The following is a 20,356-nucleotide window of genomic DNA, read 5'->3' as shown; positions in this document are numbered from 1 at the left end:
GGATGGAAACACAGGGGAGGAACGCTCTCCCGGCCGTCCCCCGGGCAAGCGGAAGAAATCCTGATCCCACCCATGTACCCCCACCCCACTCCTCCCTCTCCCTCTGGGAGAGGGTCGGGGTGAGGGTATCCGTCCCAGGGGCTGCGACCCGGAGTCCTACTCGCGAGGAAGCTCCACGGTGAAGGTGGAGCCCTCACCGGGAGCACTGCGCACATGGATATGGCCCCCATGGGACTCGACGATTTCGCGTGAAATCCACAGCCCCAGACCGAGCCCGTGGAACTGCTTGCCTGTAGCGGCGCGCTCGAAGCGTTCGAAGATCCGGGCCTGGTCCTCGGGAGCGATGCCAATGCCGGAGTCCTTGACGACGAGCCGGGCGCGGCCCTGGTTGCCGGACTCGACGCGGACCTCGACGGGCTGGCCGCGTCCATACTTGGCCGCGTTGGACAACAGATTGCCGACCACCTGCTCCAGGCGGACACGGTCCCACCGTCCGAGCACCTGGGAGTCGGCCACCAGCCGGACCTCGCTGCCGACACGGGCGAGGGCCTCGGACATGCGGCCCACGGCGTCGCGGGCGAGCGAGGCCAGATCCATCTCCTCGCGCTCCAGCTTCATCTTCCCCGAGGTGATGCGGCCGGCGTCCATGAGCTCGTCGATGAGAGCGCCGAGCCGCTCGCTGGTGCGCTCGGCCTTCTCCACGCGCTCGGACAGGCCCGGGGTGGTGGCCACGTCGCGAGCCATGCGTGCCAGCAGTTGGATCTGCAGCCGCAGGGCGCTCAGCGGCGTCTTCAGCTCGTGACCCGCGACGGAGAGGAAGTCATCGCGCAGGCGCACCGCCTCGGTGGCGGCGCCGTACAGCCGGGCATCCTCGATGGCCAGCGCCGCCCGTTCCGCGAGGCTCTGCAGCAGCAGCTGATCATCCTCGCCATAGGGCCGGCCTCCGGCGACATCGCGCACCACGCCGAGGGTGCCGAACACCCGTCCCTTCACCGCCAGGGGCACCACCAGGAGGCTCTGCGGACCATACCGGTCCAGGTAGGGCACGTACTCGGGCAACCCCCCGGACGCGCGAGCCTCCTCCACGTCCACGTCAGGCAACAGCACCACGCGCCCGTTGGCGACGGCGCCCCCATGAAGCCCCTCGCCCAGCCGCTGCCGGCGGGCGTGCACCGTGCCGGCCAGCAGCCAGCGCGCCTCGGGGTCCGGGTGGTGGATGGTGACGGGCTCCAGGAAGGCGCCGTCCTCGGCCATGAGCTGGAGCACGCACCCATCACCCACCACTTCGGACACCTTGCGAGCAATCACATCCAGCACCGCGGGCAGATCCAACCCCGCCTCGGCCAGGAGCCGGTCCACCTCCACGAGGATGCGCAGGCGGGCGGCGTTGCGGCGGGACTCGGCCTCGGCGGCGCGGGCCTTGCGCAGCAGACGGGCGTTGTCGATGGCGAGCCCCGCGCGCGCGGCCAGGTCCTCGGCGAGCGACTGGTCCGGCCCGGTGAAGGGAGGGCGCGCCGGCCCCCGGACGAAGGACATGGCGCCCAGGGTGCGCTGGCGGGCCACCAGCGGGACGATGATGAACGAGCCGCCCGCGTCCGGCCGCGCGGGGGCGGAGGCCTCGGCGGGAGCCTGCGAGGCGGGCACCACGCCGGTGACGAGCTGCGAGCGACCGGTGCGCACCACGTCGGCGATGGCCGAGGGCCGGGAGCGATCCGGGGTGAAGCCCAGGAGCTTGTCATGGAGCAGGGAGCGCTCCGGCTGGGCGTGCTGCACGGTGAGCCGCCGCAGGGCGCCGTGCTCGTCGAGGAAGTCCACGGCGCACCAGTCGGAGAAGGCGCCCACCGCGAGCTGCGCGACGCCGGACACGGTCGTCTCCCACTCCAGGGAGCCGGACAGCAGCACGCCCGCGTCCGCCAGCAATTGCAGCCGCTGTCCGGCGGCCTCGGCGAGCAGGCGCGCGGAGCGCTCGTTCTCATAGAGGCGGGCCCGCTCGAGGGCCTGCGCGCACTGGCGGGCCAGTCCGAGCATGAGGGTGCGCTGCAGCTCGGTGAAGTGCCGCGCCTGGGCGAAACCGAAGGCCAGCAACCCCAGACAGCGCTGCTCCACCATGAGCGGCAGGAAGGCGAAGGCCTGACACGACTGGGTCGCCATGTACACGGAGAAGGCGGGGTAGCGGGCCCGGGCCTCCTCGGGGGACTCCAGCCACACGGGGATGCCCCGGGCGGCCGCGTCGTAGCCGGGCATCTCGGGCATCGCCCGGGGCAGGGTGCGCAAGGTGGCGAAGGATTCCGGACTGGCGCCCACCGCGGCCACCAGCTCCACCGAGCGCCCATCCGCCGAGGCCTGGTGCACGGTGCCGCCCACCGCGCCCACGGCGGGCACGCCCAGCTCCAGCACGGCCCGGCCCACGTCCTCACGGGTGAGGGCGCGGCCGAAGGCCTCCGTCACCGCCTGGAAGCTGGTGAGGCGCAGCAGCTCGGCCTGCTCGGCCTCGGCGCGGGCCTGGAGCGCGGCGGTGCGCCCGGAGGCCACCAGCCTGCCCCGCTCGATGGCGAGCCCAGCCAGCTGCGCGTAGAGGGAGAAGCGCCGCGCCTCCTCCGGAGAGTAGGAGCGCGGCTCGGACGAGGGCCCCAGCAACACGCCCACGCACCCACCGCTCGAGGTGAACACGGGCAGCGCCAGCAGCGACACGGCACCCATGCGGACCAGGGCCTCGGCGAGCACCGGCTCCAGCCCCGGCTCCCCTCGGTGGAAGTGCCACGGCGTCCGCTCCAGATGAGGACCATCCAACAGGTAGCGCCCGCACGCCGCCACCGCATCCGGTACCAGCCCGGCCGAGGCCTGCGTCAGCAACAACCCGTCCGTGTCCAACCATGCGACCGCCGCGCGCTCCAGGCCCAGGGAGGCCCCCGCGCAATGCACCACCTCCTGCAACACCGCCGAAGCCGACGGCGAGGACGCGAGCTGCTCCAGAGCGCGGGACATGCGCTCCACCGCGACGACGAAGCTGCTTCCGGGCACCTGCATGCCCCACCCCCCAGCCCGGCCCCACTCTCGCCGAGCATGGACAGGGACTCTTCCACGACCGGGAACCGCCCGCCCACCGCCCCCCCGGACGGAGCGTCCGGTTCAAGATGAACGAACTTATCCAGCCTGTCCGGTCTGTCCGACTGCTCACGCTTTCAATGGTCGAAGACGCGGAGCACGGCGAAGAGGATCTCCATCACGATGAGGAGGACGACGGTGAGCTCCAGGGTGTGGCTGCGGTCGGTGTCCACCTCGCCCTTGAGCAGGCCATACGTCTGGGCCAGCAGCAGCTGCTTGCGCGTCACCGAGCCCTGCCACGAGGGGATGCGCATGCGCTTGACGGCGGCCTCGTAGACCTTGGCCAGATAGAAGTCGCCGATGATTTTGAGGCTGTTCTCCACGCGCTCGATGAACTCGTTGAGGTCCACCAGGGTGGCGAGCGTCTCGCGGGCCAGGGCCCGGTAGGGACTGCGGAAGAGGGCCCACCAGCCATGGCGTCGGGCCTGCACCTCGTCGTGGGTGCGGGCGATGTGGGCATCCAGCAGGTAGTCGTAGTAGCGGAACTCCAGCAGCTGGGCGTTGGCGACCTCCAGCAGGTCCGGAATGTCGCCGGAGCCCGAGGGCTCGTAGACGAAGGCGCTGTTCCAGTCGACGACGACCAGGTCGTCCACGGTGTAGCTGAAGCGGGACTGGGTGACGGCCTCGCGCTCGCGGGAGGACAGGGGTCTGGAGTCCACCTCTCCCAGCAGCACGCGAGCCAGGTCCGCCTGGGCCATCAGCTCGTCGGCCGAGGGGTTGCCCTGAATCCGCTCCACGAAGAGGACGGTGTAGCTCTCGTTCTGGTCCCACAGGTGCGCCCCCTGCACGGCGGGGGCAATCATCCTGCGCACCGACTCGATGAGCTCCAGGGCGAGCTCCTCCAGGGCCACACTGTCATACAGCTCGTCGGCGAGCGCGGTGAGCGACTCGAAGGTCGTCCCCGAGGGCACTGGGACGCGCAGGATGATGGAGGCGGCGCCGTGGTCGAACAGGCGCGCCGTCACATCCACGGTGACGGGCCCGTGGCGCAAGGCGAGCGCGCGCCGACCCAGCTCGAAGGCCAGGGGCGGGTTGGGCAGCTGGAGGTACTGGCTGTTCTCGCGGCCGAGCTTCAGTCGGCGGGCATCCGCGGAGACGACCCGGCGGGCGTGCTCGAGGTTGATCTCCTCCGCGATGTCGAAGGTGCGATAGCAGAGTACCTGGGCCTTCTCGAGGATGAACGGAGCCGCGGCCATGAGGGGCCGCAGCTTACCCACTCACTCCGCCCACAGAAGGCGCAACGGCAGCTCCAACGCACCGAAAGGTTCGGCACGAACGGTGCTTGCACCCGAGTGCAGGGCCCGCAGGGAGTAGCGGCGGCCGTCGAGCTCGAGCACCTCCAGGGTGCGCACCTCCGGGTCCACGAGCCACACGTGCTGGATGCCCTCGCGCGCGTAGAGGGGCAACAGCCGGGCGCGCTCCTCGGGGTGGGAGAGCACCTCACAGACCCAATCCGGGGGGAGGGCGATGCCGGAGGAGCCGCGGGGCAGGCGGGGGATGCGCTCGCGGCGCCAGCCGAGCAGGTCCGGGGCGATGGCACTCTGCCCGAGGTGGATTTCGAGACCGGAGAGCAGGAGCCAGGAGCCCGGGGCGCCGCGGCCGGCGCCGTAGGTGGCGATGAGCTCGGCGCCGAGCTGGGAGGCGGCGTACGCGTGGAGCGTGGCGGCGCGCGGGCTGACGGCGGGGCGCGTGGCCCTGGGGATGGCTCCCGGCCGGCGGGAGGGATAGGGCTCGAGGTGGGCGATGGGGGTGGAGCTTTCGAGCATCATGGCGGTCATGGCGCGCCATGATGGGGGAGCGGTCTGACATGCCCCTGGCGGGCGGCTATTCCCCACTCCCAGCACTCGAGAGGGCGTCGGTGAAGTCCATCTGGGCGGAGAGGCTGTCGGCGAAGCGCTGGGCGCAGTCCGGGGTGGGGCTGGGGACGAGGGCGCACTGGCGCCTGGCGAGGGCCTCGGGGCCGGCGGCGGCGCGGTCCAGACGCTCGTTGTAGGACTTCCAATCCTCCTGGGTGAGCTGGCGCATGGGGAGCTCCGACTCCTGGACGTGGGCGGGGGCGCGAGCGGCGGCCTCCTTCGTCTTGGAGCGGTAGGACTGGAGGGACTCACGCCCCTTGCGGGCCGGCTCGGCGAAGCCCTGGAGGGCCTGCTGGATGGCATTCCAATCCTTGCGGGTCCAGGCATCGGCGTAGAAGCCACGCCAGGCGAACTGCTGCTGGAGACACCCGCTCTCGGTGAAGCCATAGCCGGTGCCCATGGAGCGCTCGCCGGTGGAGAGGTCCACCCAGTTGGACTCCTCGACGGCGGCGCAGGCGTCGGCCATCCAGCGGTTGTAATCGGCCTGCAAGGACATCCAGTCCTTGAAGGCGGAGGGGTTGGATTTCTTGAGGGGGACGATGACCTTGTCGAGCGCCTTGTTCATGGCCTTGCGCAGGCATTCGGCGCGCTTCTGCTCCAGGAACTTCATCTCGACGTTGGAGTCGGGCGTCTGCTTTGGAGGAGGACAGGCCTTCTTGGACCAGGACTCGACGGGAGCGGGGCTGGCGGCGAGCACGGCGGCGAGGGTGAGCGCGAACATGCTCCCGCTCTAGCACGGGAGGGGAGGGAGCCCCAACGCGCCCTCCCCTCGTGAGGGATGACTCAGTCCTCCGTTGAATGCGGAGGGAAGACGACGGGCTTGCCAGGGCCGGGAGCGTCATCGGGGAGATTGCCGATGTGGCCGGGCGTGGGCACCGGCCGGTCTCCCGCCTGGCGTTTGAGATGACCCTCGTCGTCCTCGGGAAGCGGTGGCTCGTGCTTGGGCCTGTCGTGCTCGGCCATGGTGTCTCCTCCTTTTCCTGCTCAAGCTAGGAATGAGACGCGCCGTGGACAGCCGCGAGCCGGGTCCTACCTGCCAACCGGGGGAGCGAGCTCGGTGCGCACGTCCCAGAGCTCGGGGAAGAAGCGCAAATCCAACGCCTTGCGCAGGAAGCCCACGCCCGAGGAGCCTCCCGTCCCGGGCTTGAAGCCGATGACTCGCATCACCGTCATCATGTGGCGGTAGCGCCAGAGCTGGAAACGCTCCTCCACGTCCACCAACTTCTCGCACATCTCGTAGGCGTCCCAATGACGCTCGGTGTTCTCATAGATGTGGCGGAACACCGCTATCACCGCTTCGCTCTTCTCATAAGGCTGGCGCCAGTCGCGCTCGACGCGGTCCGCCGGCACCGCGAGACCCTTACGAGCCAGGTGGCGCAGGAACTCGTCATACACGCTGGGAGACTCCAGGAAGCGCTCCAGCTCCGCATGCACTCCGGGCAGGTGCCGGAAGGGCCCGAGCGCATTCGCGTCCTTGTGGCCCAGCAGGAACTCCAGCGCGCGGTATTGATGGCTCTGGAAGCCCGAGGCCTGCCCGAGCGCCCCGCGGAACTCGAGATATTCGTTGGGCGTGAGTGTCTCCAACACGCTCCACTGCTCGAAGAGCATGCGTTGGATGTGGCCCACGCGAGAGAAGATCTTGAACGAGGGCTCCAGATTGTCCGACTGGATGTAACGGATGACGGCCGTCAGCTCATGCACGAGCAGCTTCATCCACAGCTCGCTCGTCTGATGCTGGATGATGAAGAGCAGCTCGTCGTGGTGGGGCGGCTGCGAGCGGGGCACCTGCGCGGACAGCAGCCTGTCCAACTGCAGATACTCTCCGTACGTCGTCCGTCCGGCCAGGTCGGTGAAGATTCCGGGCTCCAGCTCGCGCTTGTTCATGAAACCAAGAATGACGGGCCCGCTTCGAGCCCGCAAGAACCGGACCTTCCACGGTAGGAGGAAGAGGGAAGGTCCGGCTCATTTCCGGCTCAGCCGGAGAGGGCTTCAGCCCGCGTTCTTCTGATTGGACTCGGCCAGCGCCTTGGCGGCGGCACGACCGCGCGGCAGCTTGAGATCCTCCACGCTGTTCGGCTCGGCGTAGTCCACCCAGGCCGACGGGCGACGGTTGGTCTTCTCGAGCATGCGCAGCTTCTGGTAGTGAGCGGCGCAGTACCCCTTGGTGCGGCTGGGCTTGCCACAACCAATGATGGCGCAATCCCGCGCGCCACCCTCGGTCGCCGGCTTCCGGCCGCGCTTCTTGCCACCGGACGAGGCCGCCACGGGAGCCGGGGCCGCGGCCCGAGCGGGACGACCCGGGCCACGACGGCCCGCGCCACGCGCAGCAGCAGCACCACCACCGCCGCCGCCACCAGCCACTCCGAAGAGGGGGCCCACCGCGCTGGCCAGGGGCGCCAGCTGCTCCGCCACGCTGCGGAGCTTGTCGAGATCCGCCGTGCCCTCCTCCAGGCGCGACACCAGCTCGCGCAGCGGCTTGAGCTGCGACTCGATCTCGTTACGAACCATCTCCCGGAATGCCTTGTCGACCGACATGCTCGCGTATCCTCTCTGCGATGGGCCCATCTCAATCCGGAGACGGCTCATCTGGGGGGTCATCTTGGTGGGAAGCTGTTTGATACAACCGCTTCCCACTCATAACGCCACAGATACACGATTTGTCGATGAAAAAGAAATAAGGTTGTTTCTAAAAGTCACGGTCGAGCCTTTTCAAGACCGTGATCCAGCCATCGACTGAATGGATGTTCAGGAGATTGAGCAGGAATCCGCGTCCTCTGGCGCTCGGAACGCACGACGGGTGCGTCGCATTTCCATCCACAATGCCTCGCGTGTGGCCGCCAGTGCCCGGATGAGGTCAACCTGTTCATGGGCATCGAGTGCCGCGGCCAGGCGTGGAAAGAGCTGCAACTCCAAGGAGCGCACGTGCGCGAGCGCCGCGTCCTCCATGGCCCCGAGCCTGGCGAACCACTCCGGGCTGCCCCTGGGGAAACACTCCAGCTCGGCCATCAACTCGTGCAACGTCAGGAGTACCTCCGCCTCCTGGAGGGCGCGCGCGTGGCCCTCGACCCGGACGACCAGGGGCTGGACATGACGCTCCGTCAGCCGGACATGCAGCCAGAGCGCTTCCAGCATCCTCTCCACCTGCTCCGCTGACGGCACCCCGCCCTCGCTCGACTCCAGCGCCGCGAAGCACTCCAGCAGCTCCCACTGCTTCCCAGACAACATCTCGAAAGGCCCCATGGCCCCACAACCATCGCCACCCCCCCGGGGGTGGACAACCACCGCCACGGGAAGCCGCCTGGGAACCACCGCCCTCCCGCCTTCCTGACAGGCGTTGAGCCGGGTGGAACCCATCCAACGACATTCTTGGAACCTGGGAGGGGTTGGCAGGCAGACGAGCGGAAGTCCTCTGTCATCCACGAGGGTCATCTCCATCTTCAGAGCCCGTGGATGCCGCACCCAACCCATTGCGCCGAGCCTTCTTCCGCTTCGCCGAGACGGGCGCGGCGCTCTCCGCGCTCTATCACCGGGCCCGCCTGTTGGGTGCCGAGCACCTGCCCTCCGACGGTCCGGTGCTGCTCGTGGGCAACCATGGCCTGTGGGGCTACGAGACACCGGCCTTCTTCCACCTCATACACCGTGCAACAGGCCGCTACCCGCTGGGGCTGGCCGAGCGGGGCTTCTTCAAGATACCGCTGGTGCGCACGGTGCTGCCCTGGCTGGGTGGGGTGGAGGGCACACGGGAGAACGCGCTCACCTCATTGAAGGAGGGCAACCTCGTCGTCTGCTATCCGGGGGGCGCGTGGGAAACCTTCAAGAAGCCCCGGCACCACTACGTGCTGCGCTGGGAGGGGACGCTCGGCTTCGCGCGGCTGGCGGCCCTGGCCGGTGTGCCCATCGTGCCCTTCGCCGGCTTCGGGGTGGACGACACCTTCCTCTGTCCGGATGACGAGCGGTTGTGCGTTCCCCTCGCGCCCGGAGAGAAGTACCGGGTTCCACTGGGCATTGGCCTGGGCCCACTGCCACTGCCCGTGAAGATGACTTTCATCGTCGGCGCCCCGCTGCGACCGCCACCTCCGGATGCTGCCGAGTCCCGGTTGAAACACTTCCGGGACCGCGTCGCCAGCACGGTGCTCCGCCTTCTCATCCGAGCGTGCCATGCGTGAAGCCACCCTTCCCGCCATCCCCCGGCTCGTCCCTGATCCGGAGGAGATTCAACAGGGTTATGAGCTCTCGTATGAACAGCGAATGGTGCGCGGCGCCCCCGTGCGCCTCTTCACCTTTCCCGGAGGCAACCTGGACGCGGCCCGGACCGTGCTGTGTCTGCCTGGATTGGGAGCCTCGGGACGCTCGTTCGCTCCCATGCGCCCGCTGGCACCCGAGCGCCGGTTCCTCCTGTGGACCCCGACGCTGCAGACGCCCCTGACCCATACGCCGCTCCAATGGAACCTGGCCTCGCTGGAGCACCCGGACGCGGGGCTGCCCGAGCGCTTCGCCCTGGTGGGCTCGTCCTTCGGCAGCCTCATCTCCATTGCCTACGCACTGGCCCACCCCGAGCGGCTCAAGGCGCTGGTGCTGGTCTCCCCGGTGGCCAGCGTGCACCGGGTGCGCAGGTGGGCCCTGGCGCTGTCGACGCTCGTGCGCATGCCCAAACCCTTCGCCTATGTCTTCGCGCCCACCGTGGCGCGCATCCTGGGCGGACGCCACCTGCCTCCCGAGGGCCGCTCGGAGATCGTCCGCGAGGCGCGCCGGCTCTCGCCCCTGGAGCTGCTACGCCGGCTGGAGGACATCCTCGCCGCGGACTACCTGGATGACCTGGAGCGCCTGCGCGTGCCCACGCTCATCCTCCACGGCGCCAGGGATTTGCTGGTGCCCCTCTCGTATGCGCGGGACGTGGCCTCGCGCATCCCCGGCTCGCGGCTGGAGGTCATCCGCGAGGCCAGCCATCTGCCGTACATGAGCCACACGGATGCCTTCAACGCCTTCGTCGGCGACTTCCTCGCCCGACACGACTCGTGACTCCACACACCATGGACCAGGCCACCCAACTGTCCCGCTCCGCCCTGCTGTTCCTCTCGCGCCGCGAGGGATTGAAGGACGTCGCCACCGGCGTGCCGGCGCTGCGCCGCATCTCCCGCCGTTTCATCGCGGGCGAGACGCTGGAGGAAGCCGTCGCCGCGGTGAAGGAATTGAACGCGCGAGGGCTGACCGTCTCCTTCGACCACCTCAACGAGGCGGTGCGCAACCCGGACGAGACGCTCGACGAGGTGCGCGAGTACCTCCGGCTGCTGGCGCGCATCGACCAGGTGGGGGTGCGCGGCAACGTGTCCTTGAAGCTCACGCAGTGCGGGCTGCTCTTCGATCCGGAGCTGGCGCTGCGCAACGCGCGCGAGGTGGTGGCGGATGCGAAGCGGCGCGGCACCTTCGTGCGCGTGGACATGGAGCAGAGCGAGGTGACCCAGGCCACGCTGGACGTGGTGCGCGCGCTGCACCGCGAGTTCGGCCAGCCGCACGTGGGCGCGGTGCTGCAGAGCTACCTCTACCGGACCGAGGCCGACGCGCGAGCCCTGTGCGCCGAGGGCATCCGCATCCGCCTGTGCAAGGGCGCCTACCTGGAGGGGCCCGAAGTGGCCTACCAGGACAAGAAGGACGTGGATGACAATTACGTGCGCGCCATGCGCATCCTGCTCGACAGCGGGCTGTACCACGGCATCGCCACGCACGATGAGCGGATGATCGACGAGACGCTGGCCTACGCCCGGAAGCGGGGGCTGGCGCGCGGCGCCTTCGAGTTCCAGATGCTCTATGGCATCCGGAGGGACTTGCAGGAGCGGCTGGTGGGAGAGGGCTACCCGGTGCGCGTCTACGTGCCATATGGCAGGCACTGGTACCCGTACTTCATGCGCCGGCTCGCGGAGCGTCCGGCGAACGTCTGGTTCGTGATGAAGAACCTGTTGAAGGGGTAGGACCCCGGGAGGCCCTACCGCTTCTCGTCCTCACGGCGCTTGCCGGAGAACAGCTTGCGCACCTTCCCGACGAACCGGAAGGTCAGCTCCTGCACCGAGTGGGTGGCGACCCAGAGGGCCGTCATGCTCGCCATCAGGTAGAGCACCCACGTCGGCGCTCCGGCGGCGGCCACCTTGTCGAGCCGCTCGAGCGCATCACCAATCTCCTCGTTGGAGACGCGCCGGGTGGTGCCCACGCTCACCAGGTTCAGGAACCGCCCCGCGCGCCGGACGGCCGGGAAGAGCGACTCCTGGCGCGCCGACTCCTCCGCCGGCACCCCGCGCGCGACCCACGCCATGCTGAAGGGGTCCGTCACGGGCTCCGGGTCCAGGAGCATGGGAGGCGCGACCGGCTCGGGACGCTGGGGCTCGCAGGGGACCGCACGGAACACCGTGCGGCGCGAGTCGGTGAGGCCGTCCTCGACCTCTCCCTGCATATCGAACGCGCTCAGCAACGGCATCCGCGCCCGGCGCTCGCGCTCGTATAGGTCTCGGACATCCATCAGAATGCCTCCGCGGGTTGCAGCAGGTTGAGCAGGGCCATGCGTTGCTCCCGGGCCACTCGCCGCCCATCTCCTGTCAGCTCGTAGTACCGCCTCGGACGTCCACCACGCTCGGGCATGGGCTCTCCATCGAAGCTGCGCAGCAACCCTTCCCGCTCGAGCGCCTTGAGCGCCGGATACACCGACCCCTCGTTCAGACTGATCTTCCCGTTCGTCTTCTCCCGGACCCGCTCGATAATCTCCAACCCGAACCCCTTGTCGCCGATCAGCGACATCAGGATGGCCGTCCTAGCGGAGATCGGGGTGTCCATAAAAGGGCAGAGTAATCGGAAAATCGAGGAACGCAACCTAGAATCTTAAGGTTGCTCCTACTTCTTTCCAACAGCGTTGAAAATCTCAACCTGCGAGAACAGACGAATTCAGGCGCAGAGCGCCTCGGGGCCCGAGGGCCTGGAGGTACCGGACCGGGAGCGCAGGGGCGCCAGCGAGGAGCGCTCCAGGGGCTCGGGGTCGCGCGGCGGCTCCACGGCGAGGACAGGCTGGCGCGACGCACGGCCGATGCCGTCGTCCAGGCCATTCCACCACTCCACCCACTCCGTCCCCATCCGCCTCTCATCCAGGAGGGACACTGGCGCGTGCTCGAACATCGAAACACCTCCCTGGGCCGTAGGGTTGACTGTGAACACCCTATCCTCAATCTTTGAGGATTGCAACTTTGCACTCGCGCTGTTCTTCACCACGGCGTGCCCCCCTACCATGAACCGGAACGCCGCACGGGCGGAGAACCCTCCGCGGAGCCGTCGGCGCCGGCATGGACGGTTGATACCGTGACACTCTGACGTATTCGGGAGTTCCCTCGGGGGACGGGCTATTCCAGCGTTCCCGGGGCGCGGTTGCAACCTGTCGGACTGGGAGTGGAGAGTCCGTACCGCGGCGCTCCGGCTGTTTCCGGAGCGCCGGCCGAAGACGGACTAGCGGAGGCAGTAGCACCTGAACGACGAGCAGTCGCCGCTGCCCGGACCATCACACTTGGCATCGCAGTCGGAGTCGCGCGCACACTCAACGATGATGTCGGAGGGCGGCTCCTTCGACTCCGGACTGGCCCCAGCCGAGAAGCCCACACCCAGACCCAGCACCAGCGCTGCCATCGTCCAGAGACCCTTGGCCTGCTTGCTCATGTTTCTTTCTCCTGGAGTGAAGTCCGGCGAGGCCGGACAGTCGTGTATTCAACCGAAGAATCCTTGAAGGAGAAAGGAAGAAGAGCGGGACGAGGACGGCTCAGTGGGAGAGGGCGTCGTGGCCGAGCTCCCGGGCGGCGTCCTCCTCGGGGTCCGGACGCTTGTCGCGCATGGTGACGAACTCCTCGGCCGCCGTGGGGTGGATGCCCACCGTCGAGTCGAGCTGCTTCTTGGTGACGCCACATTTGAGAGCCACCGCCAGGCCCTGGATGATTTCGGGCGCGTCGGCGCCCACCATGTGGAAGCCCAGGACGCGCCCGCTGTCGCGCTCGACGATGAGCTTCATCATCGAGCGCTCGTCGCGCCCGCTCAGCGTGTGCTTCATGGGCCGGAAGTTGGACACGTACACGTCCACCTTGCCGTGGCGCTCACGGGCCTCGAGCTCGGTGAACCCCACGGTGCCCACGGGGGGCTGGCTGAACACCGCCGAGGCCACCCCCGTGTGGTCCATCTTCGTGGGGTTGTCGTGGAAGAGCGTCTCGGCCAGGGCGCGCCCCTCGGCGATGGCCACCGGCGTGAGGTTGATGCGGTCCGTCACGTCGCCCACGGCATGGACATTGTCCACGCTGGTGCGAGACCACTCGTCCACCTCCACCGCGCCGCGCGCGTCCAGCCGCACGCCCACCTCCTCCAGGCCGAGCCCCTGGGTATTGGGCACGCGCCCCGTGGCGTACAGCACCGCGTCCACCTCGAGCGTGTCCCCCATCCGCGTCAGCAGACTCAACGAGCCGTCCGCGCGTTTCTCGATGTCACGCACGAAGGTCTCCGGCCGCAGGTCGATGCCCTTCTTGCGCATCTCCTGGGTGAGCATCGCGCGGATGTCGTCATCGAAGCCGCGCAACACCATGTCGCCCCGGATGAGCATCACCACCTTGGAGCCCAGCGCGTTGAAGATGCCCGCGAACTCCACCCCGATGTAGCCTCCGCCCACGATGGCGATGCGGCGCGGCAGCTCCGGCAGGCCCAGCGCCCCGTCCGAGGTGATGGCGTGCTCGATGCCCGTGACCTCGGGGAGCAACGGACGCGAGCCCGTGGCCACCAGGATGCGCTCCGCCGTGTAGCGCTGGCCATTCACCTCGACCGTGTGCTCGTCCACCAGCCGGCCCCGGCCCTCGAGGAGCTTCACTCCCGAGTCCCGGAGCAACCGCCGGTACACACCATCGAGCCGCTCCAGTTCCTTGTCCTTGGCCGCCTGGAGCTTCTTCCAGTCGAAACCGGGCTCGGAGAGGGACCAGCCAAAGCCCGCCGCGTCCTCGAAGTCATGACGGAAGTGGGCTCCGTAGACGAGCAGCTTCTTGGGCACACACCCGCGATGCACACACGTGCCACCGATGCGGTTGTCCTCGCAGATGGCGACGCGTGCACCGTACGAGCCCGCGCGGCGGCTCGCCGCCACACCGCCCGAGCCCGCGCCGATGGTGAACAGATCGAAGTCGTACTGGGGCATCGCGTCTCCTCTGTGTATGCCCCCTCTCCCCCTGGGAGAGGGCTGGGGTGAGGGTTAACCCGAGATGCCGCTGCGTGAAGCACGTTCCGCGCGCCCCATGAGCCCATCCGGTCAGAAGCCGACGCTCTGGAGCCACCGGGACACGCCTGGTCGCACGGTCTCGGGGCGGGGAAAGACCCTCACCCCAGCCCTCTCCCAGGGGGAGAGGGGGCATACACGGGACCACCGTGCCCGAAAGGGAGAGGGAGGGAGGGTCACGGCCACCAGGTTGAAGCCGTGAACGCCGCAAACGTCCGGAGGAGCGGCCAATGGGGGCTCGCTCCATCGCCGGCCCCTGATCGAGGCGTAGCGCTTCGTCCGTTGCACGACTGCGGCACGAAGGACTCCGGCCCCCGCGAGCCGCGCGGGTGTACTGCATGGCGACTCTCAAGGAAGGCTCCATGCGGACACTCTCCAAGCTCTGCCTCACCATGGGCGCCATCGCGCTGACGGCGTGCACCGTGCTCAACAAGGACCGGACTCCCGGCCCCAGGCAGACCTGTGCGCCCGAGACCGTCGCGCTCATGAAGAAGTTGAGCGTGGAGCCCGGGCAGCGGGGCACCCTGACGCTCGAGTCCTCGCAGCCGGGTGGCCCCGATGACTACGGCGTCTACCGCCAGGGCCCTCTCACGAGCCGGCTCGAGAGCGACGTGGGAGGATTGCCCGCGGGGACGCTCGTCGAGGGAGTGCTGTGGATCGACATGGGCAAGGTCCAGGCCCACTACACCCAGGCCCGCCTGCCGGATGGACAGGTCCATCCCGTGTGCCTGGTGCTCGGCTCCTCGGCCCCGGGAGGCATCTACGCCGAGGCGGGCACCACCCCCAGCGCCATCACCCTGCCCAAGACGGCCCCCGTCACGGTGGTCGACAAGTTCGAGTGATCGGAGCTACGAGCAACATCGAGAATGGAAGGCAAACGCTACCTCGTCCCAGCACGACTCCATCGGGTGGAGCAGGAGCTCCAGCGCAGCCGCTTCATCACCACGGTTGCCCCGGCTCCGACGGTGGAGGAGGCCAAGGCGTTCATCACCCGCGTCCGCGAGGAGTTCGCCGATGCCAACCACAACTGCTGGGCGTACGTCGTAGGTCCCCCCGGTTCGACCGGAATGGCGGGGATGAGCGATGACGGTGAGCCGCATGGGACCGCGGGCCGGCCCATGCTGACGGCACTGCTCCACAGCGGCGTGGGAGATGTCGCGGTCGTCGTCACCCGCTACTTCGGCGGGACGCTCCTGGGCAAGGGCGGACTGGTGCGGGCCTACACCGGCTGCGTCCAGCAGGCGCTCGAGAACCTCCCCACCACCGAGCGCGTGCGCAAAGCCCGCCTGCGCATCGAGCTCGAGTACGCGAGCGTCGACGGTGTCCGCCGGATGCTCGCGGCCCACGAGGCAGAGACCCTCTCGGAGGAGTACGCCGCCACCGTGGGCTATCAACTCGCGATTCCCGTCACCCGGCTCGAGGCGTTCCAGGCCGCGCTGCTCGACCTGACGAACGGGCAGGTACTGCTCGAAGTGCTCGACCCCGAGGAGTGACGAGGCTCACCTTCCCTGCTCCCCGTAGTGGGTACACTTGCCATGACCGCCCGACATGGTACCAGAGCGCCCCCCTCGACTTCGTGGAATCCCCTTGCCTCCGTGATGCGCCGCGAGCTGCCATCCCCGCGATCCTCGACGGTAGATCTCCAACGTGTGAGCTCGCGGGTCCAACAACCACGCGTGGCTCACACCCTCCTGATGATAGAGGGACAGCTTGCGCCCCCGATCCAGCGCGACCGTGGAGGGAGACAACACCTCACAGATCCAATCGGGAGCCAGCTCGAAGAAGGGCTCATCCCGTTCGAACAACCCGGGTGCCCTCTCTCGGCGCCAGCCCGCCAGGTCAGGCACCAGCACCTGCTGGCCGAAGTGCCACTCGGGCTCTCTCACGAGCCACCAGCCGCCCGGTCCTCGCGTCCCGAAGCAGAAGGTGTTCCCCAGCTTCGCCAGGAGCACCGAGACGGCCCACAGGTTCCATGTCGACGGCCGTGGGGACGCCCACAGCTCGTCGTCGATGATCTCCCCCAGGTAGTGCCGCCCCTCGTTCAGCGTGCCGCGCGCGCCAACCCGGCCACTCCCAGCACCACACCACCCGCCAGCGCCGCGAGGCCCGCCGCCATCGAGTAGCGCTTCCACTTCGGCGTGGGCGGCACCGGGCCATAGGGGCCCACTCCCTGCGGGATGGCATGGAAGAGATTGCCCTCGGGCCGCTCGACGGGCTCGTCGCGCATCTGCATCCGCGCGCCCCACCGCCCCATGATGAACTTGCCCACCCCCGGGGCGATACCGTTCAGCCACAGCATCAGCCGGCCCTGCAGGAACACCGGCACCGAGGTCTTCCCCGGGTTCCTCGCGCATCGCACCACCGCCCGCGCCACCACGTCCGGGTCATACGTCGGCGGCACCGGCTTGGGCGCCAATCCAAACATCGTCGGCGCGTGCGCGAACATGTTCGTCGCCACCGACGGCACCAGCACGTTCGACACCTGGATGCCCGAGCCCACCAGCTCCATCTCCAGGCTCTTCGCCCACCCCAGCGTGGCGTGCTTGCTCGCGGAGTACGCCGACAACAACGGCGCCGAGCCCTTCGACAACATCGACTGGATGTTGAGGATGTGGCCACTGCCCTGTTGCCGGAAATGCGGCAGCACCGCCCGCGCGAAGCGCATGAAGCCAAAACAGTTGATGTCGAAGATGCGGGTGATGTGCTCCCACGGCAGCTCATCGAACAGGCCGTAGGACTGCACCCCCGCGTCATTCACCAGGATGTCCACCCGGCCGTAGTGCGCCAGGCACTCGCGCACCACCTGGTCCACGTCCCCCTGCACCGTCACGTCCCCGGGCACCGAGATGCACTCCACGCCCTTGTCCTGCATCAGATGGCGCAGCTTCTCCAGCGCCTCCACCCGGCGCGCGGTGACGCACAGCTTCACCCCCGCCTCTCCCAGCCGCACCGCCGCCTGCCACCCCACCCCGCTCGACGCCCCCGTCACGATGGCGACCTTGCCCCTCAGGTCCTGGCGAGCCATGTCCTCTCCCCTGTGTCTCGGTTTCCGCCGCCAGCCCTCGGGCCCGCTCGGCGGCTCCACGTCCACCCGGCACTCCGCCGGAGGAGAATGGGAATTCCCGCCCCCTCCGCGCATCCCGCCCTCCCGTCCCCCCGCCCGCCCGCCCGGGTGCCGTGGCACCGGCCGACCCCGGACGTTCACTCGTGAACTCAACGCGGCGGCATTTTCCTCGCGTACCCATCAGGTCGGGTGAAGTTAGAAGACATGAGCTCGGTGCTCGATGCGGTCGTCGTGGGCGCGGGCCCCAACGGGCTCGCGGCCGCCGTCTCCCTGGCCCGCGCGGGCCGCTCGGTGCGGGTGCTCGAGGCAGCCCCCACTCCCGGCGGTGGTGCGCGCTCGGCCGAGCTCACCCTCCCCGGCTTCGTCCACGACGTCTGCTCCGCCATCCACCCCCTCGCCGCCGCCTCCCCCTTCTTCCGTCAGCTCCCGCTCGATGCCCATGGTCTCGAGTGGGTCCACCCCGACGCCCCCCTCGCCCACCCCCTGGAGAATGGCACCGCCGCCCTCCTCGAGCGCGGGCTCGAGGCCACCGCCCAGGGGCTCGGCCCCGACGCCGACACGTATGTGAAATGGATGCGCCCCATGGTGCGCGCCTTCGACGACGTGATGGCCCAGATGGCCGACCCGCTGCGCCTCCCCCGCCGCCCCCTGCGCCTCGCCCGCTTCGGCCTGCGCGCCCTCCGCCCCGCCCACTCGCTCGCCCAGAACGCCTTCCGCGGCCCCCTCGCTCGCGCCCTCTTCGCCGGCTCCGCCGCCCACTCCTTCTCCGCCCTCGAGCGCCCCTTCACCTCCGCCTTCGGCATCCTCCTGCTCGCCTCGGGCCACGCCGTCGGTTGGCCCTTTCCCAAAGGCGGCACCCAGAAGCTCGTCGACGCGCTCGTCAGCTACCTGCGCGCGCTCGGCGGCGAGGTCGTCACCGGCCACCGCGTGCACAACGTGGATGAGCTGCCTCGCGCCCGCGCCGTGCTGCTCGACGTGACGCCCGCGCAGCTCGTGAGGCTCGCCGGACACCGGCTGCCCCCGCACTACGTGGAGGGACTCAAGCGCTTCCGCTACGGGCCCGGTGTCTTCAAGGTGGACTGGGCCCTCTCCGGCCCCATTCCCTGGCGCGCTTCCGCATGCGCGCGCGCGGGCACCGTGCACCTCGGCGGCACGTTGGAGGAGATCTCCGCCAGCGAGGCCGCCGTCGCACGCGGCGAGGCCCCCGAGCATCCCTACGTGCTCGTGGCCCAACACACGCTGTTCGATGGCAGCCGCGCGCCCTCGGGCCAGCACACCGGCTGGGCCTACTGCCACGTGCCCAATGGCTGCACCGAGGACATGACCGGGCGCATCGAGGCCCAGATGGAGCGCTACGCCCCCGGCTTCCGCGAGCGCATCCTCGCCCGGCACACGCGCTCGCCCGCGCAGTACGAGGCCTACAACGCCAACTTCATCGGCGGCGACATCTCCGGCGGCGCCATGGAGGGAATGCAGCTGTTCGCCCGGCCCATGGCTCGTCTCGTCCCGTACGCCACGCCCGACCCGCGCCTCTACCTGTGCTCGTCCTCCACGCCTCCCGGGCCCGGTGTTCACGGGCTGTGTGGCTTCCTCGCCGCGCGTGCGCTGCTCGCCAGCGAGGTGTGGCGCAAGGGCTGACGGGCCGCGCCAGCAGCCCTTTTTCCTGGGGATTTTCATCCCCTGGAAAATTCCAACCCAATCAACATTCCCCACAACCCATTGGAATCACGGCCTTTTTTAGGTCCGGGATGGCAGTGGAGTCGGGGTTTTTCTCTTTTATTGGGACGGACGGGAATTCGGGCCCTCCTCTTATTGGAACCCGTCCCATGATCCCAGACTCCATTCATCGCTCCGCGTCCGCCCCGGTCAGTGCCTCGTCCCGCCGCACGCCGAAGATCGCGATCGCACTCGGCGTCGTGGCCCTGCTCGCGGCCGTGGCGCTGCTCGCCCGCGGCTCCGGTGAGGACAGCGGCACACCCGATGCGCGTCAGGCCGCCACGCCCGGCTCCCAGCCGACGGGCTCGGGTCCCGCGAACGCCGCCGGGCACACCGGCCAGGGCGGTCGGGCCGAGGAGAAGGCCCCCCAGTTCAACAAGACCACCTGCTGGCAGGACCTGGAGCAGTTCAACGACAAGGTGACCCTCGAGACGTTCCGGGCCTGGGCCGCGCCCCTGCTGGCCTCGAGGGATCCGCTCGTCATCGATTACCTCAAGGCGCGTCTGGCCGAGCTCATCGGAAACGACGAGGGCCGTGCCAGTGAGGTCCTCGGCTGGGCGCGCGAGGCCCCGCCCGCGGAGTTCAAGCTGCTCATGGCGGGCATCCGGGGCTCCGAGGCCCTGCCCAAGCTCGCCGCGCAGCTCACGTCCCTGGGGCTCGACGAGAGCATCGACATCAACCGGCGCGCGGGCTTCCTGGACGAGCTGCAGCGAATGCCCAGGCTCGAGCCGGCGGCGCTCGACAAGCTCGCCACCTTCGCCAAGGACGCCTCGTCGGGTGAGGCCGGCTGGGTCACCACGCGCGCCATCGGCCGGGTGATGGAGGCGGACCTCGTGCGTACCGGGAACGCCAAACCCTACCTCGACAAGCTCCTCACCATCGGCACCGAGTCGCTGGATGAGCGCGTCCGCTACCTCGCGCTCGAGATGGAGATGCAGTCCGGGGTGCCGCTGGACAAGAAGTCCACCGAGCACCTGGCCAGGCTCCTGGCCACCGAGGGCAGCGAGGAGGTCCGTCAGGTGGTGGCGCACGACCTGTCCTTCGCCGAGGACGAGAAGCAGGCGCTGGACATCTACGCCAAGGCCTTCGCGAACGAGAAGGACCTGTGCGTGCGCTGGGCCCTGTTCCGCTTCGCCGCTCGCGCCGCGGGCAAGGACGCGCTCCCCGTCATGGCGGAGATGGCCATCACGGACCCGCGCTTCCAGGGCGACTACCAGGACTTCGAGCGGCTCTACGCGAGCGGCATCCTCGACTTCGACCGGCTCTGGCTCTCCCTGCCATCGGACAACCCCCACGGCTGCCTCGACCGCCACGAGTGACCCAGGCCCCGAGCTCCCCATGACA

22 protein-coding genes are annotated in these 20,356 nt (G+C 69.0%); 7 read left to right on the top strand and 15 right to left on the bottom strand.

Annotated features, from left to right (window positions below; translation table 11 throughout):
* Positions 1 to 156 precede the first annotated feature (156 nt).
* From JRI60_RS01985 to JRI60_RS01950, 8 genes are all read right to left on the bottom strand, one after another.
* Positions 157 to 3,027, bottom strand: a complete 2,871-nt coding sequence (locus tag JRI60_RS01985; RefSeq protein ID WP_204224106.1) for a GAF domain-containing protein — start codon at positions 3,025 to 3,027, stop codon at positions 157 to 159.
* A gap of 155 nt (positions 3,028 to 3,182) precedes the next feature.
* Positions 3,183 to 4,301: a hypothetical protein gene (locus JRI60_RS01980; protein ID WP_204224105.1), complete on the bottom strand. Its 1,119-nt coding sequence runs from the start codon at positions 4,299 to 4,301 to the stop codon at positions 3,183 to 3,185.
* 21 nt (positions 4,302 to 4,322) lie between these two features.
* The gene (locus JRI60_RS01975; protein WP_239470293.1) at positions 4,323 to 4,874 is read right to left on the bottom strand and encodes a Uma2 family endonuclease; all 552 of its coding nucleotides are present in this window, start codon (positions 4,872 to 4,874) and stop codon (positions 4,323 to 4,325) included.
* A gap of 55 nt (positions 4,875 to 4,929) precedes the next feature.
* A complete protein-coding gene (locus JRI60_RS01970; protein ID WP_204224104.1) occupies positions 4,930 to 5,682 on the bottom strand; it encodes a hypothetical protein in 753 nt (250 codons plus the stop codon).
* Positions 5,683 to 5,744: 62 nt separating this feature from the next.
* On the bottom strand, positions 5,745 to 5,924 hold the full coding sequence (locus tag JRI60_RS01965) for a hypothetical protein (RefSeq protein ID WP_204224103.1): 180 nt from the start codon (positions 5,922 to 5,924) through the stop codon (positions 5,745 to 5,747).
* A 66-nt stretch (positions 5,925 to 5,990) separates the two neighbouring features.
* A complete protein-coding gene (locus tag JRI60_RS01960; RefSeq protein ID WP_204228692.1) occupies positions 5,991 to 6,857 on the bottom strand; it encodes a tryptophan 2,3-dioxygenase in 867 nt (288 codons plus the stop codon).
* Positions 6,858 to 6,950: 93 nt separating this feature from the next.
* Positions 6,951 to 7,496, bottom strand: a complete 546-nt coding sequence (locus tag JRI60_RS01955; protein ID WP_204224102.1) for a cell wall protein — start codon at positions 7,494 to 7,496, stop codon at positions 6,951 to 6,953.
* A gap of 210 nt (positions 7,497 to 7,706) precedes the next feature.
* Positions 7,707 to 8,186, bottom strand: coding sequence for a hemerythrin domain-containing protein (locus JRI60_RS01950; RefSeq protein WP_204224101.1), 480 nt, complete (start codon positions 8,184 to 8,186; stop codon positions 7,707 to 7,709).
* Positions 8,187 to 8,407: 221 nt separating this feature from the next.
* Here JRI60_RS01950 and JRI60_RS01945 point away from each other — a divergent pair, with 221 nt between their 5' ends.
* Genes JRI60_RS01945 through JRI60_RS01935 form a run of 3 tightly spaced genes read left to right on the top strand, consistent with a single transcriptional unit; the run spans position 8,408 to position 10,927 of the window.
* Positions 8,408 to 9,127, top strand: a complete 720-nt coding sequence (locus JRI60_RS01945) for a lysophospholipid acyltransferase family protein (protein WP_204224100.1) — start codon at positions 8,408 to 8,410, stop codon at positions 9,125 to 9,127.
* Positions 9,120 to 9,980, top strand: a complete 861-nt coding sequence (locus JRI60_RS01940) for an alpha/beta fold hydrolase (protein WP_204224099.1) — start codon at positions 9,120 to 9,122, stop codon at positions 9,978 to 9,980. Before JRI60_RS01945 ends, JRI60_RS01940 begins: the two co-directional genes overlap by 8 nt.
* A gap of 11 nt (positions 9,981 to 9,991) precedes the next feature.
* Positions 9,992 to 10,927 (top strand): proline dehydrogenase family protein, encoded by a 936-nt coding sequence (locus tag JRI60_RS01935; protein ID WP_204224098.1) that lies wholly within the window; start codon positions 9,992 to 9,994, stop codon positions 10,925 to 10,927.
* A gap of 14 nt (positions 10,928 to 10,941) precedes the next feature.
* Here JRI60_RS01935 and JRI60_RS01930 read toward each other — a convergent pair whose 3' ends face one another.
* The 5 genes from JRI60_RS01930 to gor form a co-directional block, all read right to left on the bottom strand.
* Positions 10,942 to 11,469 (bottom strand): hypothetical protein, encoded by a 528-nt coding sequence (locus tag JRI60_RS01930; protein WP_204224097.1) that lies wholly within the window; start codon positions 11,467 to 11,469, stop codon positions 10,942 to 10,944.
* A complete protein-coding gene (locus tag JRI60_RS01925) occupies positions 11,469 to 11,780 on the bottom strand; it encodes a PadR family transcriptional regulator (RefSeq protein WP_204224096.1) in 312 nt (103 codons plus the stop codon). The genes JRI60_RS01930 and JRI60_RS01925 overlap by 1 nt, the downstream gene beginning before the upstream one ends.
* Positions 11,781 to 11,888: 108 nt before the next feature.
* Positions 11,889 to 12,116 (bottom strand): hypothetical protein, encoded by a 228-nt coding sequence (locus tag JRI60_RS01920; protein ID WP_204224095.1) that lies wholly within the window; start codon positions 12,114 to 12,116, stop codon positions 11,889 to 11,891.
* Positions 12,117 to 12,440: 324 nt separating this feature from the next.
* Complete coding sequence (locus tag JRI60_RS01915; protein WP_204224094.1) at positions 12,441 to 12,647, bottom strand: hypothetical protein; 207 nt, start codon at positions 12,645 to 12,647, stop codon at positions 12,441 to 12,443.
* Positions 12,648 to 12,747: 100 nt separating this feature from the next.
* Positions 12,748 to 14,154, bottom strand: coding sequence for a glutathione-disulfide reductase (gene gor / locus JRI60_RS01910; RefSeq protein ID WP_204224093.1), 1,407 nt, complete (start codon positions 14,152 to 14,154; stop codon positions 12,748 to 12,750).
* Between the two features lie 440 nt (positions 14,155 to 14,594).
* Between gor and JRI60_RS01905 the strand changes: the two genes are divergently transcribed.
* Both JRI60_RS01905 and JRI60_RS01900 read left to right on the top strand, forming a co-directional pair.
* Positions 14,595 to 15,074: a hypothetical protein gene (locus tag JRI60_RS01905; RefSeq protein ID WP_204224092.1), complete on the top strand. Its 480-nt coding sequence runs from the start codon at positions 14,595 to 14,597 to the stop codon at positions 15,072 to 15,074.
* A 24-nt stretch (positions 15,075 to 15,098) separates the two neighbouring features.
* The gene (locus JRI60_RS01900; RefSeq protein WP_204224091.1) at positions 15,099 to 15,725 is read left to right on the top strand and encodes a YigZ family protein; all 627 of its coding nucleotides are present in this window, start codon (positions 15,099 to 15,101) and stop codon (positions 15,723 to 15,725) included.
* Positions 15,726 to 15,731: 6 nt separating this feature from the next.
* Here the strand turns inward: JRI60_RS01900 and JRI60_RS01895 are convergent, their stop codons facing one another.
* Complete coding sequence (locus JRI60_RS01895) at positions 15,732 to 16,364, bottom strand: Uma2 family endonuclease (protein ID WP_239470292.1); 633 nt, start codon at positions 16,362 to 16,364, stop codon at positions 15,732 to 15,734.
* The gene (locus JRI60_RS01890) at positions 16,274 to 17,257 is read right to left on the bottom strand and encodes an SDR family NAD(P)-dependent oxidoreductase (RefSeq protein WP_204224090.1); all 984 of its coding nucleotides are present in this window, start codon (positions 17,255 to 17,257) and stop codon (positions 16,274 to 16,276) included. The genes JRI60_RS01895 and JRI60_RS01890 overlap by 91 nt, the downstream gene beginning before the upstream one ends.
* A 243-nt stretch (positions 17,258 to 17,500) precedes the next feature.
* Here JRI60_RS01890 and JRI60_RS01885 point away from each other — a divergent pair, with 243 nt between their 5' ends.
* On the top strand, positions 17,501 to 18,934 hold the full coding sequence (locus JRI60_RS01885; RefSeq protein ID WP_204224089.1) for a phytoene desaturase family protein: 1,434 nt from the start codon (positions 17,501 to 17,503) through the stop codon (positions 18,932 to 18,934).
* Positions 18,935 to 19,122: 188 nt separating this feature from the next.
* Positions 19,123 to 20,331 (top strand): hypothetical protein, encoded by a 1,209-nt coding sequence (locus JRI60_RS01880; RefSeq protein ID WP_204224088.1) that lies wholly within the window; start codon positions 19,123 to 19,125, stop codon positions 20,329 to 20,331.
* Positions 20,332 to 20,356 lie beyond the last annotated feature (25 nt).

The organism is Archangium violaceum (assembly GCF_016887565.1).
Classification (GTDB): Bacteria; Myxococcota; Myxococcia; order Myxococcales; family Myxococcaceae; genus Archangium; species Archangium violaceum_B.
This window is presented reverse-complemented; position numbering and strand designations above follow the sequence as displayed.